17 protein-coding genes are annotated in these 19,533 nt (G+C 75.7%); 8 read left to right on the top strand and 9 right to left on the bottom strand.

Annotation, left to right across the window (positions count from 1 at the left end; translation table 11 throughout):
• Positions 1–69 precede the first annotated feature (69 nt).
• Together BUE45_RS18145 and BUE45_RS18140 are read left to right on the top strand one after the other, a co-directional pair.
• A complete protein-coding gene (locus BUE45_RS18145; protein ID WP_073380544.1) occupies positions 70–1,722 on the top strand; it encodes a serine/threonine-protein kinase in 1,653 nt (550 codons plus the stop codon).
• Between the two features lie 23 nt (positions 1,723–1,745).
• A complete protein-coding gene (locus BUE45_RS18140) occupies positions 1,746–2,144 on the top strand; it encodes a spore-associated protein A (protein ID WP_073380543.1) in 399 nt (132 codons plus the stop codon).
• A 182-nt stretch (positions 2,145–2,326) separates the two neighbouring features.
• Here the strand turns inward: BUE45_RS18140 and BUE45_RS18135 are convergent, their stop codons facing one another.
• The 3 genes from BUE45_RS18135 to BUE45_RS18125 form a co-directional block, all read right to left on the bottom strand.
• On the bottom strand, positions 2,327–2,800 hold the full coding sequence (locus tag BUE45_RS18135) for an NUDIX hydrolase (protein ID WP_218619566.1): 474 nt from the start codon (positions 2,798–2,800) through the stop codon (positions 2,327–2,329).
• Positions 2,797–3,009 carry a hypothetical protein gene (locus tag BUE45_RS18130; RefSeq protein WP_073380542.1) on the bottom strand — a complete coding sequence of 71 codons (213 nt, stop codon included), beginning with the start codon at positions 3,007–3,009 and terminating at the stop codon, positions 2,797–2,799. The genes BUE45_RS18135 and BUE45_RS18130 overlap by 4 nt, the downstream gene beginning before the upstream one ends.
• Before the next feature lie 178 nt (positions 3,010–3,187).
• Entirely contained in the window at positions 3,188–3,886 is a 699-nt protein-coding gene (locus tag BUE45_RS18125; RefSeq protein ID WP_073380541.1) for a DUF4184 family protein, read from the bottom strand.
• Positions 3,887–4,235: 349 nt separating this feature from the next.
• On the opposite strand from BUE45_RS18125, the gene BUE45_RS18120 reads away from it, so the two are divergent.
• The 4 genes from BUE45_RS18120 to BUE45_RS18105 all read left to right on the top strand — a co-directional run bounded on the left by BUE45_RS18120 (position 4,236) and on the right by BUE45_RS18105 (position 10,164).
• Positions 4,236–6,095 carry a methylmalonyl-CoA mutase family protein gene (locus tag BUE45_RS18120; RefSeq protein ID WP_073380540.1) on the top strand — a complete coding sequence of 620 codons (1,860 nt, stop codon included), beginning with the start codon at positions 4,236–4,238 and terminating at the stop codon, positions 6,093–6,095.
• Complete coding sequence (gene scpA / locus BUE45_RS18115) at positions 6,092–8,311, top strand: methylmalonyl-CoA mutase (protein WP_073380539.1); 2,220 nt, start codon at positions 6,092–6,094, stop codon at positions 8,309–8,311. The genes BUE45_RS18120 and scpA overlap by 4 nt, the downstream gene beginning before the upstream one ends.
• 99 nt (positions 8,312–8,410) lie before the next feature.
• Entirely contained in the window at positions 8,411–9,523 is a 1,113-nt protein-coding gene (gene meaB / locus BUE45_RS18110) for a methylmalonyl Co-A mutase-associated GTPase MeaB (RefSeq protein ID WP_084737463.1), read from the top strand.
• 272 nt (positions 9,524–9,795) lie between these two features.
• Positions 9,796–10,164: an STAS domain-containing protein gene (locus tag BUE45_RS18105; protein WP_073380538.1), complete on the top strand. Its 369-nt coding sequence runs from the start codon at positions 9,796–9,798 to the stop codon at positions 10,162–10,164.
• 327 nt (positions 10,165–10,491) lie between these two features.
• Here the strand turns inward: BUE45_RS18105 and BUE45_RS32565 are convergent, their stop codons facing one another.
• From BUE45_RS32565 to BUE45_RS31890, 4 genes are read right to left on the bottom strand one after another with little or no spacing between them, the layout of a single operon-like run.
• On the bottom strand, positions 10,492–11,310 hold the full coding sequence (locus BUE45_RS32565; protein ID WP_073380537.1) for a hypothetical protein: 819 nt from the start codon (positions 11,308–11,310) through the stop codon (positions 10,492–10,494).
• A 9-nt stretch (positions 11,311–11,319) separates the two neighbouring features.
• Positions 11,320–11,700 (bottom strand): hypothetical protein, encoded by a 381-nt coding sequence (locus tag BUE45_RS18095; protein WP_073380536.1) that lies wholly within the window; start codon positions 11,698–11,700, stop codon positions 11,320–11,322.
• Positions 11,697–12,107: a hypothetical protein gene (locus BUE45_RS18090; protein ID WP_073380535.1), complete on the bottom strand. Its 411-nt coding sequence runs from the start codon at positions 12,105–12,107 to the stop codon at positions 11,697–11,699. Before BUE45_RS18090 ends, BUE45_RS18095 begins: the two co-directional genes overlap by 4 nt.
• 30 nt (positions 12,108–12,137) lie before the next feature.
• Entirely contained in the window at positions 12,138–12,623 is a 486-nt protein-coding gene (locus BUE45_RS31890; RefSeq protein ID WP_073380534.1) for a hypothetical protein, read from the bottom strand.
• Positions 12,624–12,829: 206 nt separating this feature from the next.
• On the opposite strand from BUE45_RS31890, the gene BUE45_RS18080 reads away from it, so the two are divergent.
• Positions 12,830–13,816: a LacI family DNA-binding transcriptional regulator gene (locus BUE45_RS18080; protein WP_073380533.1), complete on the top strand. Its 987-nt coding sequence runs from the start codon at positions 12,830–12,832 to the stop codon at positions 13,814–13,816.
• 134 nt (positions 13,817–13,950) lie between these two features.
• On the top strand, positions 13,951–15,942 hold the full coding sequence (locus BUE45_RS18075) for a glycoside hydrolase family 31 protein (RefSeq protein WP_073380532.1): 1,992 nt from the start codon (positions 13,951–13,953) through the stop codon (positions 15,940–15,942).
• A gap of 270 nt (positions 15,943–16,212) precedes the next feature.
• On the opposite strand, the gene xylA is transcribed toward BUE45_RS18075, so the two are convergent.
• Together xylA and BUE45_RS18065 are read right to left on the bottom strand one after the other, a co-directional pair.
• Entirely contained in the window at positions 16,213–17,370 is a 1,158-nt protein-coding gene (gene xylA / locus BUE45_RS18070; protein WP_073380531.1) for a xylose isomerase, read from the bottom strand.
• A gap of 46 nt (positions 17,371–17,416) precedes the next feature.
• Positions 17,417–19,450, bottom strand: a complete 2,034-nt coding sequence (locus BUE45_RS18065) for a beta-galactosidase (RefSeq protein WP_073380530.1) — start codon at positions 19,448–19,450, stop codon at positions 17,417–17,419.
• Between the last annotated feature and the right edge of the window lie 83 nt (positions 19,451–19,533).

The raw sequence follows: 19,533 nt of genomic DNA, 5'->3' as shown, positions 1-19,533 counted from the left end.
GCACCCCCTCCTCCCCTGCCCCTCGGGAGGGCAGCCCTCCCCAGAGACGAGACCTGTGAGTCGACGGCCGTGAGCACCCATCCGAACGCAGTCACCCTGCCCGCAACCGCGACCGACCTGACCTCCACCGACCCCGCCCGGATCGGCCCCTACCGGCTACTCAAGAGGCTGGGCGCCGGCGGCATGGGGGTCGTGTACGCGGCCCACGACGCCTCGGGCGAGCCGGTCGCGGTCAAGCTCATCCACCCCGAGTACTCCGCGGACGCCGAGTTCCGCGCCCGGTTCGCCCGCGAGGTCGACCTGCTGCGCCGGGTCGGCGGCGCCTGCGCGGTGCCGCTGCTGGCGGCCGACACCGAGGCCGAGCGCCCGTGGCTGGTCACGCCCCTGGTACGGGGCCTGACGCTCAGCGCCTACATGCGCAAGCACGGCCCCCTGCCGGACCGGCTGCTCACGGGCCTGGCCGCGGGCGTGGCCGAGGCGCTGGTGCAGATCCACGCCGTCGGCATCGCCCACCGCGACCTCAAGCCCGCCAACATCGTGCTGTCCCCCGAGGGGCCGCGCGTGCTGGACTTCGGGGTGGCCCGCGCCGTCGACCAGACGGCGCTCACCCGCACCGGGTCGGTGATGGGCTCACCGGGGTGGATCAGCCCGGACCACTACCAGGGCAGGCCCACCAGCACCGCCGACGACATCTTCGCCTGGGGCGCGCTCGTCACGTACGCCGCCACCGGACGGCCGCCCTTCGGCACCGGGGACCCGGCGGCGGTGGCCCACCGGGTCATCAGCGGCGAACCCGACATGGAGGGGTTCACCGGGCCCCTGGCCGACCTGGCCCGCCGCGCCCTGGCCAAGGAGGCCGCGCAGCGGCCCGACGCCATGCAGCTGGTGGACGGCGTGATCGCCCTCGGCAGGCCCGGCCGCGCCTACGCCCCCATGAGCTCGCCCGAGATGGCCGGCGGGGCCATGGCCGCGGTGGTGGACGAGAGCTGGCGGGACGTGCAGGCCGCCCCGGAGCGCGTGTTCGCCGTCGCGCCGCCCCGGGGGGAGGGGCGGGCCCGGCGGGTGCTCACCCTGGTCGGCGCGGGCGCGGGAGCGCTGGTGCTGCTCGCGGGGATCGCCTTCGGCGGGGCGGCGGTCGTGCGCAACTGGGACGCGCTGCCCGTCGCCGCCTGGTTCTCCGGAGACGAGGATGGCGGCGACGCCCCGGCCCAGGAGGCGGGCGCGGGCGACGAGCGCCGCCCGGGACCGGTGGGAGAGGAGCCGCAGCCGAGCGAGTCCCCCTCCGAGGACCCGTCCGACGACCCCTCCGAGGAGGCCGGGGAGGACGACGAGGAGGAGGGCGGCGGGGACGGCGACGACGGCGGCACCACCGCCACGGCCACCGGGCTGCTCGGTGCGGGCGTGGGCGCCTCCGGGGAGCGGCCCTCCGGCGAGCACGTCATCGCTTTCAAGCCCGACGGCGGGGCGGCCGTGTACGCGCGGCTGGACGGCGCCACGGTGGTGTGCGCCTGGAGCTTCTGCCAGAGCCAGGGCGGCGGGGTCGGCGACGGGGGCGCGGGGTCGGTGTCCTCCAGCCCGTCCGCGCTCACCGGCTACGCCGGCCAGGGCGGCCGGACGGTCCGCGCCGAGGTCACCTACACGACCGGCTCCGACGGCACCGTCACCATCACCCGCCTGGTCGAGCAGCACCGCACCAGCGGCACCGGGACCCCGCCGTGGTGACCCGGACGAGCGAGCGAGGAACGATGAAGCAGATCACCGGCCGGATCGCGGCGGCGCTGGGGCTGGCCCTGGTCGTCACGATCGCCAACCCCGCCCCGGTCGGCGCCGCCGCCTACGGCGGCCAGTGCGGCGGCGGGTACGGCAAGGTCAACGAGGCGGCGATCCCCGGCGGGACCGTGTTCCTGACCTACAACAACTCCAACGGGAAGAACTGCGTGGTGGTGGTCCGCTCCAACCCCGGCGCGCGGGTCTCCATGGACGCCGCGCTCAAGCAGAGCGGCGGCACCTCCTGGCAGACCGACCCGGGCGACTTCACCGAGTACGCGGGTCCGGTCTACCTCTCTGCGGCGGGCCAGTGCGTGGACTGGGGCGGGAAGGTCGGGGACGACTGGATCGTCCGCAACGGCACCAACTGCGGCTGAGGCCGGCGGGGAGCGGTGGCCGGCACCCGCCGGCCTGGTCCCCCGTGCCGCCGGGGACCGGCCCGGGGCCGCGGCAGAGCCGCCGGGCCCCTGCGGCGGCGGGGGTCCACCGCCCCGTACCCGCCGGGGAACGGGCGCTCCGCACGGGGCGTGCGGGTGCGCGGCGGCCGGTCCCGGCGGGTTCAGTCCCAGCCGTGGGCGGAGAAGGGCTCTCCGCGGCGGATGCGGGCGATGACGTCGGCGGCGAAGGGGATCGTGTTCTCCGGCAGGTCGTCGGGGTCCTCCCAGGTCAGCCGTGAGCACAGGTGGGGTTCCCGGTTGACCGGGGTGCCCTCCCAGCGCGGCGCGGTGAAGAAGAACCCGATGCGCGTCGCCCCCCGCGCGCTGCGGTGGTGGGTCACGTGCGCGCAGTGCAGGGTGTCCGGGTCGACGGTCACGCCGACCTCCTCGAACAGTTCGCGGGCCGCCCCCTGCGCGACCGACTCGCCCGGCTCCAGCCCTCCCCCCGGGATGGCGTACCGGCCGTCCTGGAAGCCCGTGTTCTGCCGCTCGCCCAGCAGCACCCGCCCGTCCCCGCGGAACAGCACCACGCACAGGTCGATGACCGGGCCCTCCACCCGCTCCTCCTCCACCCGCCCCTCCTCCGCCCGCGTCACGGCGACGTGAGGACGACGGGCCGCAGGCCGCCGGGGGTCGGGGCCGGCGCGTCCTCGTCGAGTCCGGTGCGCCCGCCCTCCGGCTCCGGGACGCCGAGCCGGTCGTGGCCGTGCCCCCGGTCGGGCGCGGTGACCCACAGGCGGGGGGACCCGCCGCGGCGCGCGTACGGGTCGGCGGCCAGCGCGCGCGGCGGCGTCCCGAAGTCCATCCGGTCATTCTGTCAGCCGGTCATCCGCCGCGGTCGGCCGGGCGGTGCCCTCGGCGGTGTTCGGGGCGGCCCTCCCGCGCCCGGGGGCCGCCCTGAACCCGAGGGCCCGCACTCGGGGCCCACCCCCACGCTCGGGGCCCACCCCCGTACCCGGGAGCCGCCCCGGCGCCGGGGGCGCCTACGGGGTCCCCCCGCGCTCCCGGACCCACCAGTACAGGCTCCAGGCGGCCACCCCCGCCCCCGCGCCGGGCACGGCCCCCAGCAGGACGACGCGCACCAGGTCGTACCCGCCGTCGAGGGCGTCGCCCGCCGCCAGCCTGCTCACCGCCGCGCCCGCCAGAGCGCAGGCGGCGATCGCCGCCAGCGGAATCCAGCGGGGCCGCAGCGGCCCCTCCACCCGGCGGGCGGTCCACCACGCGACCGCCGCCAGCCCCAGTGCCGAGCTGGCGTACATCAGCACGTTGTAGACCTTGTGCGGCTCCACCACGGGCTCCTGGAGCACCGGCAGGAGCTGCACCCCCGCCCCGCCGGGATGGGTGAACGCGTCCCACACCATGTGGGTGAGCGCCCCCACCGCGAGCGCCGCCGCGCCCCACGCGACGCCCCGCGGGCCCGGCGCGGGCGGCGGCCCCGCCTCGCGACCGGCCAGGGCGGCCAGGGGCGCGCGCAGGGCGTAGGTCCAGCAGGCCCACACCACCGCGCCCAGGAGCACCACCACCGGGAGCCCCAGGGGGAAGTGCGTGACGGAGGCGCCCACGGGCAGCGGCAGGTAGTACGGGAGGTCGGGGGCCATCGAGCCGACGACCAGCGCGGCGAGCGGCAGCCGGGTGCGGGCCAGCGGCAGTACGGCCGCGACGTGGGCCGGGGTGAAGGGCATCAGCGGCCCCCGGCCGCGCGGTCGGCCGGCGGCCCGCCGGCGGACGCCGCCCGCGGCCGTGTTCTGTCCTGGACCATCACCGTGCACCCCACCGCTCCCGCGGGCACCGGGACGGGGACCGCTTCCACGCGGTATAACGCCGTCTGCGCCCCCTCGGTTCGCGCCTACGGGTGGAGAACACGCCGGAGCGGGCGCCGTGGCCGGTCGGACGCGTTCCGCGGGACCGGATCGAGCCCCCGTCGAACTCCGGTCATGAACTGCTCGAACATCGGTCACTTCTGCGTCCGCACGTGCTCTGGGACACACCCCGCCGCCCCGCGACCGAATCCGGTTCTCTACCATCCGGAGTATGGACGTCCAAGAGAGCGGCCCCGCCGGATCCGGCGCCCCCGACCTCGCCGAGGGGTTCCCGGCCGCCACCCCGGAGCGGTGGCGCGAGCTGGTCGCCGGGGTGCTGCGCAAGAGCGGTGTGCCCGAGGAGCGGCTGGCGGACCGCCCCGAGTCGGTGCTGGCCACCCGCACCTACGACGGCTTCGACATCGCGCCCCTGGCCACCTCCGAGCCGCCCGCCGCCGACCCCGGCCACCCCGGGCAGGCCCCCTTCACTCGCGGCTACCGGCCCGTGCCCGCCGACGGCTGGGACATCCGCGCCCGCTACCTGGAGTCCGACCCCGAGGCCCTGCGCCGCCGGGCCCTGGCCGACCTCATGAACGGCGTCTCCTCCCTGTGGGTCGCCGTCGGTGACGGGCACCTGCCCGCGGACCGCCTGGGAGCGGCGCTGGCGGACGTCCACCTCGACCTCGCCCCCGTCGTCCTGGACCCGGGAGCCGCCCACGCCGAGGCCGCCGACGCCCTGCTGGGCGTCCACGCCGACGCCGAGGTCCCCGACGCCCGGATCATCTCCCACCTGGGAATCGACCCCCTCACCACGGCCGCCCGCGCCGGGGCCCGCCCCGACGTCCTGGACGCCGCCCGGTTCGCCGCCGACCGCGCGCGCGGCCGTCCCGGCCTGGGCCTGGTGACCGCGGACGCCACCCTGGTGCACAACGCCGGCGGCTCCGACGGCCAGGAACTGGGCTGGGCCGTCGCCGCCGGGACCGCGCTGCTGCGCGCCCTGGCCGCCGCCGGGATGGACCTCGCCGACGCCGCCGGGCGCATCGTGTTCCGGCTGGCGGTGGGCGCCGACCAGTTCGCGGGCATCGCCAAGCTCCGCGCCGTCCGCACCATGTGGAACCGGGTGCTGGAGGTCGGCGGCGTCCCCGCCGACCGGCGCACCATGCGGGTGCACGCGGTCACCTCCGAGGCCATGATGACCCGGCGCGACCCGCACGTGAACATGCTGCGCACCACCGTGGCCTGCTTCGCCGCCGGGGTGGGCGGGGCGGACTCCGTCACCGTCCTGCCCTACGACGCCGCGATCGGCCTGTCCGACGACTTCGCCCGCCGGGTGGCCCGCAACACCCAGGCCCTCCTGATCGAGGAGTCCCACCTGGCCCGGGTGGCCGATCCGGCCGGGGGGTCCTTCCACGTGGAGGCGCTCACCCGCGACCTCCACCTCGCCGGATGGGCCTTCCTCCAGGAGGTCGAGGCGTCCGGCGGCGCCGCGGAGGTGGTCGTGGACGGATGGCTCCGCGAGCGCGTGGACGACGTCTGGGAGCGCCGCCGCGCCGACCTGGCGCACCGCCGCTCCCCCCTGACCGGGGTCAGCGAGTTCCCGAACCCCGACGAGGCGCCGCTGGAGCGCGAGCCCCTCCCCGTGCGCGAATCCTGGTTCCCGCTGCGCCGGTACGCGGGGGAGTTCGAGGAGCTGCGCGACCGCGCCGACGCCGCCCCCGAGCGCCCCGAGGTGTTCCTGGCCACGCTGGGGCCGGTCGCCGTGCACACCGGCCGGGCCTCCTTCGCCGCCAACCTGCTGGCCGCGGGCGGGATCGCCGCCCGCGCGCCCGGTCCCCTGGAGCCCGCCGGAGCCGCGGAGGCGTTCGCCGGCTCCGGGCTGCGGGTGGCCGTGGTGTGCTCCTCCGAGAAGGTCTACGCCGAGCACGCTGCGGACGTCGTCGCGGCCCTGCGGGACGCGGGGGCGCGGCGCGTGCTGCTGGCGGGAGCCCCCCGGGACGTCGCCGCGGACGCCTTCCTGTACCAGGGGTGCGACGCCGTCGCCCTGCTCACCGAACTGGCCGACCTGCTGGTCCCCGAGGGGGAGGACGCATGATCCCCGATCTGTCCACCGTGGCCCCGGAACCGCCGGAGCCCTCCACCGCCCCCGACGGCGCCGCCCGGTGGGCCGCCGCCGTCGAGGCCGCCACCGGCAAGGCCCCCGACGCCCTGGAATGGGAGACCCCCGAGGGCATCCCGGTCAAGCCGCTGTACACGCCCGCGGACCGGGCCGGACTCGACTTCGTCGACGGCCTCCCCGGCATCCCGCCGTACCTGCGCGGCCCGTACCCGACCATGTACGTCAACCAGCCGTGGACGATCCGCCAGTACGCGGGCTTCTCCACCGCCGAGGAGTCCAACGCCTTCTACCGCCGCAACCTGGCGGCCGGGCAGAAGGGCCTGTCGGTCGCGTTCGACCTGGCCACCCACCGCGGCTACGACTCCGACCACCCGCGGGTGGCGGGCGACGTCGGCATGGCGGGCGTGGCCATCGACTCCATCTACGACATGCGCCGGCTGTTCGAGGGCATCCCCCTGGACCGGATGAGCGTGTCGATGACCATGAACGGCGCCGTCCTGCCGGTCCTGGCGCTGTACATCGTCGCCGCCGAGGAGCAGGGCGTGGCGCCGGAGCAGCTGTCCGGGACCATCCAGAACGACATCCTCAAGGAGTTCATGGTCCGGAACACCTACATCTACCCGCCGCGGCCGTCGATGCGGATCATCTCCGACATCTTCGCGTACACCTCGCAGCGGATGCCGCGGTTCAACTCCATCTCGATCTCCGGGTACCACATGCAGGAGGCGGGGGCCACCGCCGACCTCGAACTCGCCTACACGCTCGCCGACGGCGTGGAGTACATCCGCGCCGGACAGCGGTCCGGCCTGGACGTCGACGTGTTCGCCCCGCGGCTGTCGTTCTTCTGGGCGATCGGCATGAACTTCTTCATGGAGGTCGCCAAGCTGCGCGCGGCCCGCCTGCTGTGGGCGCGGCTGGTCCGGGACCTGGGCGCGGCCAGGGACAAGTCGCTGAGCCTGCGCACCCACTCCCAGACCTCGGGCTGGTCGCTGACCGCGCAGGACGTGTTCAACAACGTGGCCCGCACCTGTGTGGAGGCCATGGCCGCCACCCAGGGGCACACCCAGTCGCTGCACACCAACGCCCTGGACGAGGCGCTGGCGCTGCCGACCGACTTCTCGGCGCGCATCGCCCGCAACACCCAGCTCCTGCTCCAGCAGGAGTCCGGCACCACCCGGTCGGTCGACCCGTGGGGCGGCAGCTACTACGTGGAGCGGCTCACCCGGGAGCTGGCGGCCAAGGCCTGGGACCACATCGCGGAGGTCGAGAAGGCGGGCGGCATGGCCGCGGCCATCGACGCCGGGCTGCCCAAGATGCGCATCGAGGAGGCCGCCGCCCGCACCCAGGCGCGCATCGACTCCGGGCGCCAGCCGGTCATCGGCGTCAACAAGTACCGGCCCGACAGCGAGCAGGACATCGACGTCCTCAAGGTCGAGAACTCCAAGGTGCGCGCCAGCCAGCTGGAGAAGCTGCGCCGCCTGCGCGCCGAGCGCGACGAGGGCGCGGTGCGCGCCGCGCTGGACGCGCTCACCGCGGCGGCGGGCGGCGAGTCCAGGTCCGACGCCGCCCTCACCGGCAACCTGCTGGCGGCGGCCGTGGACGCGGCCCGCGCCAAGGCGACCGTGGGCGAGATCTCCGACGCGATGGAGAAGGTGTTCGGCCGCCACTCCGGGCAGATCCGTACCATCCAGGGTGTGTACCGGAACGAGGCGGCGGGCAGCGCCGACGCGGCGGGGCTCATGGAGCGCGTGACCCGCAGGGTGGAGGAGTTCGCCGAGGAGGAGGGGCGCCGGCCCCGCATCCTGGTGGCGAAGATGGGCCAGGACGGCCACGACCGGGGCCAGAAGGTCATCGCGACGGCGTTCGCGGACCTGGGCTTCGACGTCGACGTGGGCCCGCTGTTCCAGACCCCGAAGGAGGTCGCCGTCCAGGCGGTCGAGGCCGACGTCCACGTGGTGGGGGTGTCGTCGCTGGCGGCGGGGCACCTGACCCTGGTGCCCGCGCTGCGGGAGGAGCTGGCCGGGCTGGACCGCGCGGACATCATGATCGTGGTCGGCGGGGTCATCCCCCCGCAGGACTTCGACGCCCTGCGCGAGGCGGGCGCCGCGGCGATCTTCCCGCCGGGCACGGTCATCGCCGAGGCGGCCGTCGACCTGCTCGACCAGCTGGAGGGGCGGCCGGAGCAGGGGTGACCGGAGCGGGAGGGGCCGGCCGCCCCGGGGTACGGAGGGTGTGACGGGGCGGCGGACCGGGGGCACGGGCCCCGGGCCCACGAGAGACGAGGAGGCCGCGTGGAGCGGACGCGACGGCGCGGACCGGTGGACGTGGCCGCGCTGGCCGAGGGGGTGCTGGCCGGGCACCGGCCCACCCTGGCGCGGGCGATCACCCTGGTGGAGTCGCGCCGCGCCGACCACGCCCGGGCCGCCCAGGACCTGCTGGTGCGCCTGCTCCCGCACACCGGCGGAGCCCGGCGGGTGGGCATCACCGGTGTGCCGGGGGTGGGCAAGTCCACGTTCATCGACGCGCTGGGCACCCGGCTGACGGGGGCGGGCCACCGGGTCGCGGTGCTCGCCGTGGACCCCTCCTCCACCCGGTCGGGCGGCAGCATCCTGGGCGACAAGACCCGGATGTCCCGCCTGGCGGTGGACCCGGCCGCGTTCATCCGGCCCTCGCCGACCGCCGGGACGCTGGGCGGGGTGGCGCGGGCCACCCGGGAGACCATGCTGCTCATGGAGGCGGCCGGGTTCGACGTGGTGCTGGTGGAGACCGTGGGGGTGGGCCAGTCCGAGGTGACGGTCGCCGCGATGGTCGACTGCTTCCTGTTCCTCACGCTGGCCCGCACCGGGGACCAGCTCCAGGGCATCAAGAAGGGCGTGCTGGAGCTGGTGGACGTGGTCGCGGTCAACAAGGCCGACGGCCCGCACGCCGCCGACGCCCGCAAGGCGGCCCGCGAGCTGTCGCGGGCGCTGCGCCTGCTCCAGCCGGTCCACCCGCGGTGGCGGCCCCCGGTGCTCACGTGCAGCGGGCTCACCGGCGAGGGCCTGGACGAGGTGTGGGACACCGTCCTGGCGCACCGCGAGGCGCTGGAGGAGGACGGGGCGCTGGCCGAGCGCCGCAGCGGGCAGCGGGTCAGCTGGATGTGGGACCAGGTCCGCGACCGGCTGATGGACGCGTTCCTGCGGCACCCGGGTGTGGGCGCCCGCGTCCCGGAGCTGGAGCGGGAGGTGCGGTCGGGGGACACCACGGCCACCCTCGCCGCCGGGGAGCTCCTCGCCCTGTTCACCCAGGGTGACGGCGGCCGGAACGCGGAGCCACCGGGGGCCGCGGAGGGCGGCGGGACGGTCGCCGACGGCGATTCGGATCGCCCCGGCCCCGCGGAGAGTGGGTCCCATATCGTGAAATGACCCAGAGTCAACGGGTGAATTCGGGCAGGGTGTGAGGAGTTCGTGCCCCTGAGGCGAAAATTTCTTGCAAGATGCCATTCCCGAACGCCCGCCGGGCTTATACCGTGTGTGTCCAACGACTTACCGGACACGCGGACGCGCGAGCGCCTCCCTCCTCGGTGGGCCGGCCCCGTGGGAGTGGGGGCGGACCCGGTGGGCGCGGGCCGTGCGGCTGAGTATGGTCAAGCGAAGGGACCCCTCGCCAACTCAACGTGGGGTCGGGAGGAGTGAACGTGCACAGGCTCGGACTGAGCACAAGGGTGGAAAGCCGCAGCGTCATCGTCGCGGTCGAGGGCGAGCTCGACATCGCGACCACCAACGACCTCCAGGAGCACGTACGGTCCGCGATCGACGACCACGGACCGTGGCTGATCCTGGACATGTCGGGGCTCGACTTCATGGATTCGAGCGGCCTCAACGTCATCATCAACGCCTACCGCACCGTCCGTGAGCGGGACGGGGCGCTGGCGCTGGCGGCCCTCAACGAACGCGTCACCAAGGTCGTCCGCCTGGTCGGCCTGCACCGACAGGTTCCCGTCCACCAGACGGTGGCCACCGCCGTCGCCGCCATGGAGGCGCTGGAGAAGCGCCAGGCGGGCTGACCGCAGCCCCGACAGCCGCACCGCGAACACCCGCACGGCCGGACGCCCCTCGACGCCCGGCCGTGTCCGCGTGCCCGAACCCGGTGCCCGTGCGCCGGCGTGCGGTGGGGCGGATGTTCTGCGGTGTCGGCCGGGTCCGCGTGTGAGCACCCGGTGTTCGCGCAGGTGTGACGGCGCCCGGCGGGACCGGATGCTCGCCGGTGCCGGTCGTGTCCGCCGGGCCGGCCCGGCGGACGGCGCCTGCCGGGGCGGCCCCGGGCCACGGTTCCCGTACACGCGTACGGCGCGGCCTCCCGGCCGCGCCGTGTGGTGCGCTCGTGGGCGGGTTCAGTCGCCGCCGCCCCCACCGCCGTCGCCGCCCCCGCCGCCGGAGTCGCCTCCACCCCAGCCGCCTCCGGAGTCACCGCCGCCCCAGCCGCTCCAACCGCCTCCGGAGTCCCCTCCGCCGAACAGGCCGCTCCAGAACCCGCCACCGGAGGCACCGGACGCGGCGGGGGAGCCGGGGGACGCGGAGGACGCGGGCGCGCCCTGGGAGGGCGACGAACCGGGGTCGCCGGGCTGGCCCTGCGCGGGCGGGGCCTCGGGGCCGCCGCCCCCTGCGTGCCGGCCGTCGGGCCCGCCGTCCCCTGCGTGCCGGCCGTCGGGCCCGCCGCCGCCGTGGTGCCCCGCCGGGGCGCCGTACCCGCCGTCCTGCGGAGTGTGGTGGCCGTACCCGTCCCCGCGGTACCCGCCGTGGTCGCCGCCGTGGTACGCCGGGGAGCCGGCGTCGCCGCCCCCGTGGCCGTACCCGCCCCGCGCGGGGACGGTGCGGGCCGCGCCCGCCCGGCCACGCCACAGGCCCAGCACCAGGAGCAACAGGCCGGTGGTCGTCACCGCGCCGACCACCACCGTCTGGACCAGGCCCATGACCGACAGCACCGCCAGCGGGTCGGACAGGGAGCGCGGGAGCAGCACCCACAGCACCTGGAACAGGGCGCCGAGCAGTCCGGAGCCCAGGAGCAGCACGCCCGCGGCGCCGATCATGCCGGGCGCGGCCGAGCGCCGCGCCCGGACGAGGGCGACGATCGCGACCGCCACCGGCGGCAGCGCGACGATCAGGGCGTTGAACAGGGCGCCGATGAGCAGGCCGGGGTCACTCGTGGTCATGTCGGTCTCCTAACGGCCGGGGTGGGGGTACGCGCCCGGGCGGGTACCGGGGGGCGGATACGGGCCGGGGGCCGCCGGCTTCGCGGTGGCGGCGAGGACGAGGCCGAGCAGGCCCCCGGCGAACACCAGCGGCGGCACGACGCCCAGCACGCCCAGCAGGGACGTCTGGGCGGGGATCGCGGGAGCGAAGAGGAGCAGCAGCCGGAAACCGCCGGTCAGGAGCCCGCCCGCCACCACGAGGCCGCCGCCGGCCAGCGCGGCCGTGCGCCGCTCCGGCCCCAGGCGCGGGACGGCGGCCAGCGCCGCGACGCCCAGGGCGATCTGGGCGAGGACGAACAGCAGTGCGGGCAGGGACGACACCAGGGGGGTGAGGTCCGTCATCTCGGTCATCGGGGTCCTCCCGTGGACGGTGCGGCGTGCGGGGGCAGGGGCCCCCGGGGCGCCGGGGACGCGGGCGGGCCCTGCGGCCCGTCCTGGAACCTGCGGGCGCTCAGTACGGCGACCAGCAGCAGGATCAGTCCGCCCGCCCCCAGCGCGCCGCCGCCGAGCGTGACCGCCTCGGCGAGGCCCGGCCGCACCGGCAGGACGCCGAAGGCGTGGAAGGGGTCGGGCAGGACGAAGAACCTGTAGTAGACCTGCCAGCCGGTCGCGACCAGCCCCGCGAGGATCAGCAGCACGCCGCCCGCGGCGGCGGCCCCCCGGCCGGAGGGGGCGCCGAAGGAGCGGACCAGGGCGAGGGAGCCGACCACGAGGGGCGGCAGGCAGGCGAACAGGAAGGTGGAGAGGAGGCCGATCATGTCCGTGTGATCTCCGGGTCTCGTGGGTGGTCAGCCGGCGGTGTGCGGGGGGCGCGGGCCGGGGTGGCCGGGGCCGCCCGGAGGCGGCCCGCCCTGCCACGGGCCCCGCTGCGGGCCGCCGTGCGGCGCCCCGTGGGCCCCGGGGTGCCCAGGGTGCCCGGGAGCCCCCCGGTACGCGGGCGGCCCCTGCACGGGGCGGGGCCGCGGGCGGCGGCGGGTCGCCGCGAGGGCCACGAGCAGCAGACCGGTCGCCCAGAGGAAGTCGCCCACCGCCTGGAACACGTCGAGGACGATGAAGCCGGTCCGCCCGCCGTTCAGGGAGCTCGCGACCTCGTAGATCGAGCCGCTCGCGAACACGAACACCAGGGCAAGCCCGGAGCCCGCCAGCAGCAGGGCGCCGCCCGTGACGGTCAGCGCCCGCCGCCCGTAGGGGGCGGCGAACCCGGTGACCAGGGCGGCCAGGGCCAGGAGCACGGAGAGCACGGGGAAGACGAGGAAGAGTGGAGCGGCACCCACGGTTTTCCTTCCAGAAGCGGAGCGGGGGAGCGAGCGGTCGCGGGGACGGCCCTCGCAGGTGTTCCCACCGGGTAGACGCCCGGTCCGCCGCCCTGGTTTCGCACCGGGGCGGGTCTCCACTCTGGTGCCCGGAGCAGGCATTGCGCCAGGGTGGTGTCGTGCGTAACATCTCATCGAATCGCTTCGACGACGGACGGGACGGCACCGTGCGGATCTCCGATGTGGCCCGGCACGCCGGTGTGTCGCCCAGCACGGTCTCCTACGTCCTCAGCGGGAAGCGCTCGATCTCCGAGACCACCCGCCGCCGGGTGCTCGACAGCATCGACGCCCTCGGCTACCGCCCGCACGCGGGCGCCCGCTCGCTGGCCAGCCGCCGCAGCAACGTGCTGGCGCTGGTCGTCCCCCTGCGCGAGGACGTCCACGTCCCCGTGGCGATGCGCTTCGCGGTCTCGGTGGTCACCGCCGCACGCGACCACGACCACGACGTCCTCCTGCTCACCCAGGGGGAGGGGCCCGCGGGCCTGCGGCGGGTGGCGGGCAGCGCGCTGGTGGACGGGGTCGTCGTCATGGACGTGGAGACCGACGACGCCCGCGTGCCGGTGCTCCGCTCCCTGGGCCTGCCCTCGGTGCTCATCGGGGTCCCGGCCGACACCGGGGGCCTGACCTGCGTCGACCTCGACTTCGCGGCGGCGGGCTCCGCCTGTGTGGACCACCTGGCCGACCTGGGGCACCGCGACATCGCCTTCGTCGGCCAGCCCGCCTCGGTGTACGGCCGCCGCACCGGGTTCGCCGAGCGGACCCTGGCCGGGTTCGAGTCGGCCGCCCGCCGCCGCGGGCTGCGGGCCACGTTCCACCCCTGCGACCCGGCGGGCGCCGGCGGCCTGGCCTCCGCGCTGGTCCGGGACCGGCCGGGCCTCACCGGCCTCATCGTCCACAACGAGGCCTCGCTCGCCCCGCTGTTGGACGCGTTCGCCGGGCACGGCCGGGTCCCCCCGGAGATCTCCGTGGTGGCCCTGGGGCCGCCGCCGCCCGGGGTGCCCGAGCTGACCCGCGTGGAGCTGCCCGCCGAGGAGCTGGGCGCCCGCGCGGTGTCCCTGCTCATGGACCGGATCGAGGGCCCCGAGCGGCCCGGGGTCACCCTCCTGGAACCGCGGATCGTCCCGGGCGGGAGCACGGCGCCGCCCGCGGGCTGACCCCGCCGGACGCGGAGCGCCCGGCGGTCCGCCGCAGCGGTCGTCGAAGCGCTTCGACGACCGGGTGCGCGCCCACCCACCGATCGTGACCGCGCCGACCGCGCGGCCCCACCCCCCGACCGGAAGGACGAGCCATGTTCAACGAGATCGAGGACGGAGTCGAGTGGCGGGGCGGCCACCAGGTCGTCCGGGTCCGCGCCTGGGGCGCCGACGGCCTGCGGGTCCAGGCCGGGCTGTCCGCCCTGCGCGAGGACCTGCCCGGGGCGCTGGACGATCCCCCCGCCGGGGGCGGGAAGCCGCGGCTGACCCTGGACGGGGACCGCGCCCTGCTGTCCAACGGCGCGATCGCGGCCGAGGTCGACTCCTCCGGCATGCTCCGCTTCCTGCGGACGGGGGGCGCCGGCGCCGGGGAGGAGCTGCTCGCCGAGGAGCGCGCCCACTTCTGGTGGCCGGGCCCGCGCGCCTACTCCTCCACCGGCAACGGCTACTACCGGATCGAGCAGCGGTTCCGCGCCTACGACGGCGAGCGCCTGTTCGGGCTCGGCCAGCACACCCACGGCCTGTTCGACCACAAGGGCGCGGTGGTGGACCTGGTGCAGCGCAACGCGGAGGTCACCGTCCCCTTCGTCGTCTCCTCGCGCGGCTACGGGCTGCTGTGGAACAGCCCGGCGGTGGGCCGGGTGGAGTTCGCCGCCAACGGCACCCGCTGGACGTCCGACAGCGCCCGCCAGATCGACTACTGGATCACGGCCGGCCCCGGGCCCGCCGCGGTCCTGGAGCGCTACGCCGACGCCACCGGGCACGCGCCGATGCTCCCGGAGTTCGCCTCGGGGTTCTGGCAGAGCAAGCTGCGCTACAAGACCCAGGAGGAGCTGCTGGAGGTCGCCCGGGGGTACCGCGACCGGGGGCTGCCGCTGTCGGTCATCGTCGCGGACTTCTTCCACTGGACCCACCTGGGCGACTGGCGGTTCGACCCGGCCGAGTGGCCCGACCCCGCGGCGATGGTCGCGGAGCTGCGGGAGATGGGCGTGGAGCTGATGGTGTCCGTGTGGCCGTCGGTGAGCCCGCTCAGCGAGAACTACGCGCCGATGATGGCCGCCGGGCACCTGGTGGCCACCGAGCAGGGGCCGCCGGTGCACGCCGACTGGGCGGACAAGGGCGTGGACTCCCACGTCCAGGTCTCCTTCTACGACCCCACCCACCCCGGGGCCCGCGCCTACGTGTGGGACCGCGCCCGCGAGAACTACCACTCCCTCGGCATCCGCGTGTGGTGGCTGGACGCCTGCGAGCCCGAGCTCAAGCCCGGCCACCCGGGGAACCTGCGCTACCACGCGGGGCCGGGGGAGGAGGTGGGCAACATCTACCCGCGCGAGAACGCCCGCGCCTTCTACGAGGGGATGCTCGCCGCCGGGGAGGAGGAGGTCATCACCCTGTGCCGCTCCGCGTGGGCGGGCTCCCAGCGGTACGGGGCGGCCCTGTGGTCGGGGGACATCGCCCCGACCTTCGCGTCCCTGCGGGCCCAGGTCCGGGCCGGCCTGAACGTGGCGATGTCGGGGATCCCGTGGTGGACCACCGACGTCGGCGGGTTCCACGGCGGCGACCAGGAGGACCCCGAGTACCGGGAGCTGATGGTGCGGTGGTTCCAGTACGGGGTGTTCTGCCCGCTGCTGCGGCTGCACGGGTACCGGGAGCCGTTCTCGCACGCCCTGTACCCGGGGATGTCGGGCGGGCCCAACGAGGTGTGGTCCTACGGGGAGGAGGTCTACGGGCGGCTGCGGGAGCTGCTGCTGCTCCGCGAGCGGCTGCGCCCCTACGTCATGGAGCAGATGCGGGCCGCGCACGAGCGCGGGCTGCCGCCGATGCGGCCGCTGTTCGTGGACTTCCCCGGAGACCCGCGCGCCTGGGAGGAGGGCGACTCCTTCCTGTTCGGCCCGGACCTGCTGGTCGCCCCGGTCACCGAGTACGGCGCGCGCTTGCGCCGGGTGTACCTGCCGCGGGGGGCGGACTGGACGGACCCGTGGACGGGGCGGACGCACCCCGGCGGCGCGGAGATCGTGCTGGACGCCCCGCTGGACCGGGCCCCGGTGCTGGTCAGGAAGGGGGCCCAGGTGCCGGTCGCCGGGTGAGCGCCCTCACAGGAATTATCCGCGGGGGCCACCCGTTGCACCCCATGCGGGACGGTGCGGTAGAAAGTGTCCCCCGGGCTCAACCGAAGCCTTCACGGAATACCGCGCCCTCGGGCGGCCTCGGAGCCGTGTTGTGCACCACGCCGTGAGGCGACCGCCGCACCGTCCCGCACAGACGGGGGACGGCCCCGCCGGGCATCGCGCCCGGCGGGGCCGTCGTCTTCTCCGGGCCCCGTGCCCCCACCCCGTGCCCCCGCGGCGGGGCAGGGATCAGCGCACGCCCAGCAGGTGCTCCAGGGCCAGCTGGTCCAGCCGCTCGAAGTGGTAGCCGCGCCCGCCGGCGGCGTCCGCGTCGAACTCCTCCGCCAGCAGCCCGGCCAGGTCCTCGCCCTCGCCCAGCGTGGGCACCGACAGCTCCGGCACCCGCGAGGCCTCCAGCGCCTCCCGCACCTCGGGGTCGGCCCGGAACGCGGCGGCCTTCTCCTTGAGGATGAGGTAGTTGCGCATGCAGGCCTGCGCCGAGACCCACACACCGTCCGTGTCCTCGGTGCGCGGCGGCTTGAAGTCGAAGTGCCGGGGCCCCGCGTACCCGGCCCGCTCCAGCAGGTCGACCAGGAAGAACGCCTCCTTGACGTCGCCCGCGCCGAACCGCAGGTCCTGGTCGTACTTGACCCCGCGCTGCCCGTTGAGGTCGATGTGGAACAGCTTGCCCGCCCACAGCGCCTGGGCGACCCCGTGCGCGAAGTTGAGCCCGGCCATCTGCTCGTGCCCGACCTCCGGGTTGACCCCGACCATCTCCGGGTGCTCCAGGGAGTTGATGAACGCCAGCGCGTGCCCCACGGTCGGCAGCAGCACGTCGCCGCGCGGCTCGTTGGGCTTGGGCTCGATGGCGAACCGCAGGTCGTAGCCCTGCTCGCGGACGTACCCGCAGAGCAGGTCGAACGCCTCGCGCAGCCGGTCCAGCGCGGCGGCGCCGTCCTTTCCGGCCTCGGTCTCGGCGCCGTCCTGGCCGCCCCAGCACACGTAGGTGGTGGCGCCCAGGGACACCGCCAGGTCGATGTTGCGCACCACCTTGCGCACCGCGTGGCGGCGCACGTCGCGGCTGTTGGAGGTGAACCCGCCGTCGCGGAACACCGGGTGGGTGAACAGGTTGGTGGTGACCATGGGCACGGCCAGGCCGGTCTCGTCCAGCGCCCCCCGGAACCTCTTGAGGACCGCGTCGCGCTCCGAGGGGGTGCTGCCCGGCGGGATCAGGTCGTCGTCGTGGAACGTGATGCCGTACGCCCCCAGGTCGGACAGCCGGCGCACGGCGTCGACGGGGTCGAGCGGGGGCCGCACGGCGTCGCCGAAGGTGTTGACGCCGCGCCAGCCCACGGTCCACAGCCCGAAGGTGAACCTGTCCTCGGGCGTCGGTCGGTACGCGGTCATGGGAGCCTCCTGCGGGTCGGGGCCCTCAGTTTGTCTAGGCTCGCAACTAATTGTCAACGGGGTGTCCGCGCAGGACCGCCACGCCCCCGCCGGGCAGCATCAGCCCCTCCGCCGAGGTCTTGGACACCAGGTCCACCGCGCCCGCGCCCAGCCCCAGGCGGGCGGGGTCGATGCGCAGCGCCCGGTGCCCGTGGTTGGTGAGGAACACCCACGCGCCCTCCGGGCCCACCCGGCGCACCACGTCCAGCCCCTCCTCCGGGAAGGGGCCCTGGCCGATGGCCTCGGTGAACACCCGGCCCAGCCCGCGGTCGTTGAGGTGCGCGGACACGTACCAGGCCTCACCGGCCCCGTACCGGCGCCGCGTCACCGCGGGCAGCCCGTCCAGCTCCCCGCCCGCGTAGGGCGCCACCGTCTCGGCGCCCTCCAGGTGGACGCGCTCGCTCCACAGCGTCACCTCCTCGCGCACCATCCCCACGTCCATCCCGGCCTTCTCGCCCTCGGCCATGGGGTGGAACTCCTCCACCCGCACGCCCAGCAGGTCGCGCAGCATGCCGGGGTACCCGCCGGTGCGGACGGTCCCGGTCGGGTCGGCGACGCCGCTCAGGTAGGTGACCACCAGCGTTCCGCCCCTCTCGGTGTAGCGGGCCAGCCGCTCGGCGTCGCGCTCGGAGAGCAGGTACAGGGACGGCACCACCAGCAGCGGCACCCGCGGCGGCTCCCGGTCCGGGCGCACGAAGTCCACCGTGCGCCCCGACCGCCACAGCACCCGGTGCACCTGGCGCACCGCCTCCAGGTAGTCGACCCGGTCCGAGGGCAGGCGGGTGGCGTTCATCGCCCACCAGCTCTCCGGGTCCCAGGTGACGGCCGCGTCGGCGACCACGTCCGCCCCGGCCGTCTCGGCGATGCGCCCGAGCACGTCGCCCAGCTCGCACACCTCCCGGAAGATCCGCGAGTCGGGCCCGGCGTGCGGCACCATGCCCGAGTACCACTGCTCGGCCCCGCCCCGGGAGGCGCGCCACTGGAAGAACATCGCCCCCCGCGAGCCCCGGGCGACGTGCGAGAGGCTGTGCCGGGCGATCTCCCCGGGGGCCTTGGGGCGCACGACCCCCTTCTCGTGGACCACCCCGGCGGCCTGCTCCATCAGCAGCCACGGGCGCCCGCCCCCGGGCACCCGGTCCGCCCAGGAGCGGGCCAGGTCGCCGGCGAACGCCGTCTGCTCGTCCCCGCCCGCGCCGGACCGGTCCGGGTAGTCGTCCACCGACACCAGGTCCACGTGCTCGGCCCACCGCCACGGGTCCACCGGGACCCAGTCGCCGAAGGCCAGGTTGGTGGTGACCGGCACGTCCGGGGATGCGGTCCGCAGCACGTCGCGCTGGTCCAGGAAGTGGTCGAGCATCTCGTCGGACAGGAACCGCCGGAAGTCCAGCACGTGCGCCGGGTTGGCCAGGTACTGCGTGGCCCGCGGCGGCAGCACCTCGTCCCACGCGCCGTAGCGCTGGCCCCAGAACTCGGTGGTCCACGCCCGGTTCAGCGCGTCCAGGGTGTCGTGGCGGCGGCGCAGCCAGTCCCGGAACGCGCGGGCGCCGTGCTCGGAGTAGGTCCACGTCCCGTACTCGTTGTGCACGTGCCACAGGGCCAGCGCCGGGTGGTGGGCGTACCGCTCGGCCAGGGCCCGCACGATCCGCACCGAGGCCCGCCGGTAGTCCGGGGAGCACACGTCGTAGGTGTCGCGGCTGCCGTGGGTGAGCCGCACCCCGTCGGCGTTCACGGGCAGCGCGTCGGGGTGGGCCAGGGAGAACCACGGCGGCGGCGACGCGGTGGGGGTGGCCAGCGCCACCTGCACGCCCGCCCCGTGCAGCCGGTCGAGCACCCGGTCCAGCCACGCGAAGTCGTACTCGCCCTCGCGCGGCTCCAGCCGCGACCACGCGAACACCCCGACGGTGGCCAGGGTGACGCCCGCCCGGCGCATGAGGTCGACGTCCTCGGCGAGGGTCTCCTCCGGCCACTGCTCGGGGTTGTGGTCGCCGCCGAACCACAGCTGCCGGCCGGGCGGGGTGTGCGGCGGGGTCTGGGCGGCCATGTGGGGGACTCCTTAGGTTGGGCGGACGAAGGAAGTATGGCGAGGAACCCCGTCCGCTCGACACCCCCCACCCCCCTGGAGCG

It is taken from the genome of Nocardiopsis flavescens (assembly GCF_900141985.1).
Lineage (GTDB): Bacteria > Actinomycetota > Actinomycetes > Streptosporangiales > Streptosporangiaceae > Nocardiopsis > Nocardiopsis flavescens.
This window is presented reverse-complemented; position numbering and strand designations above follow the sequence as displayed.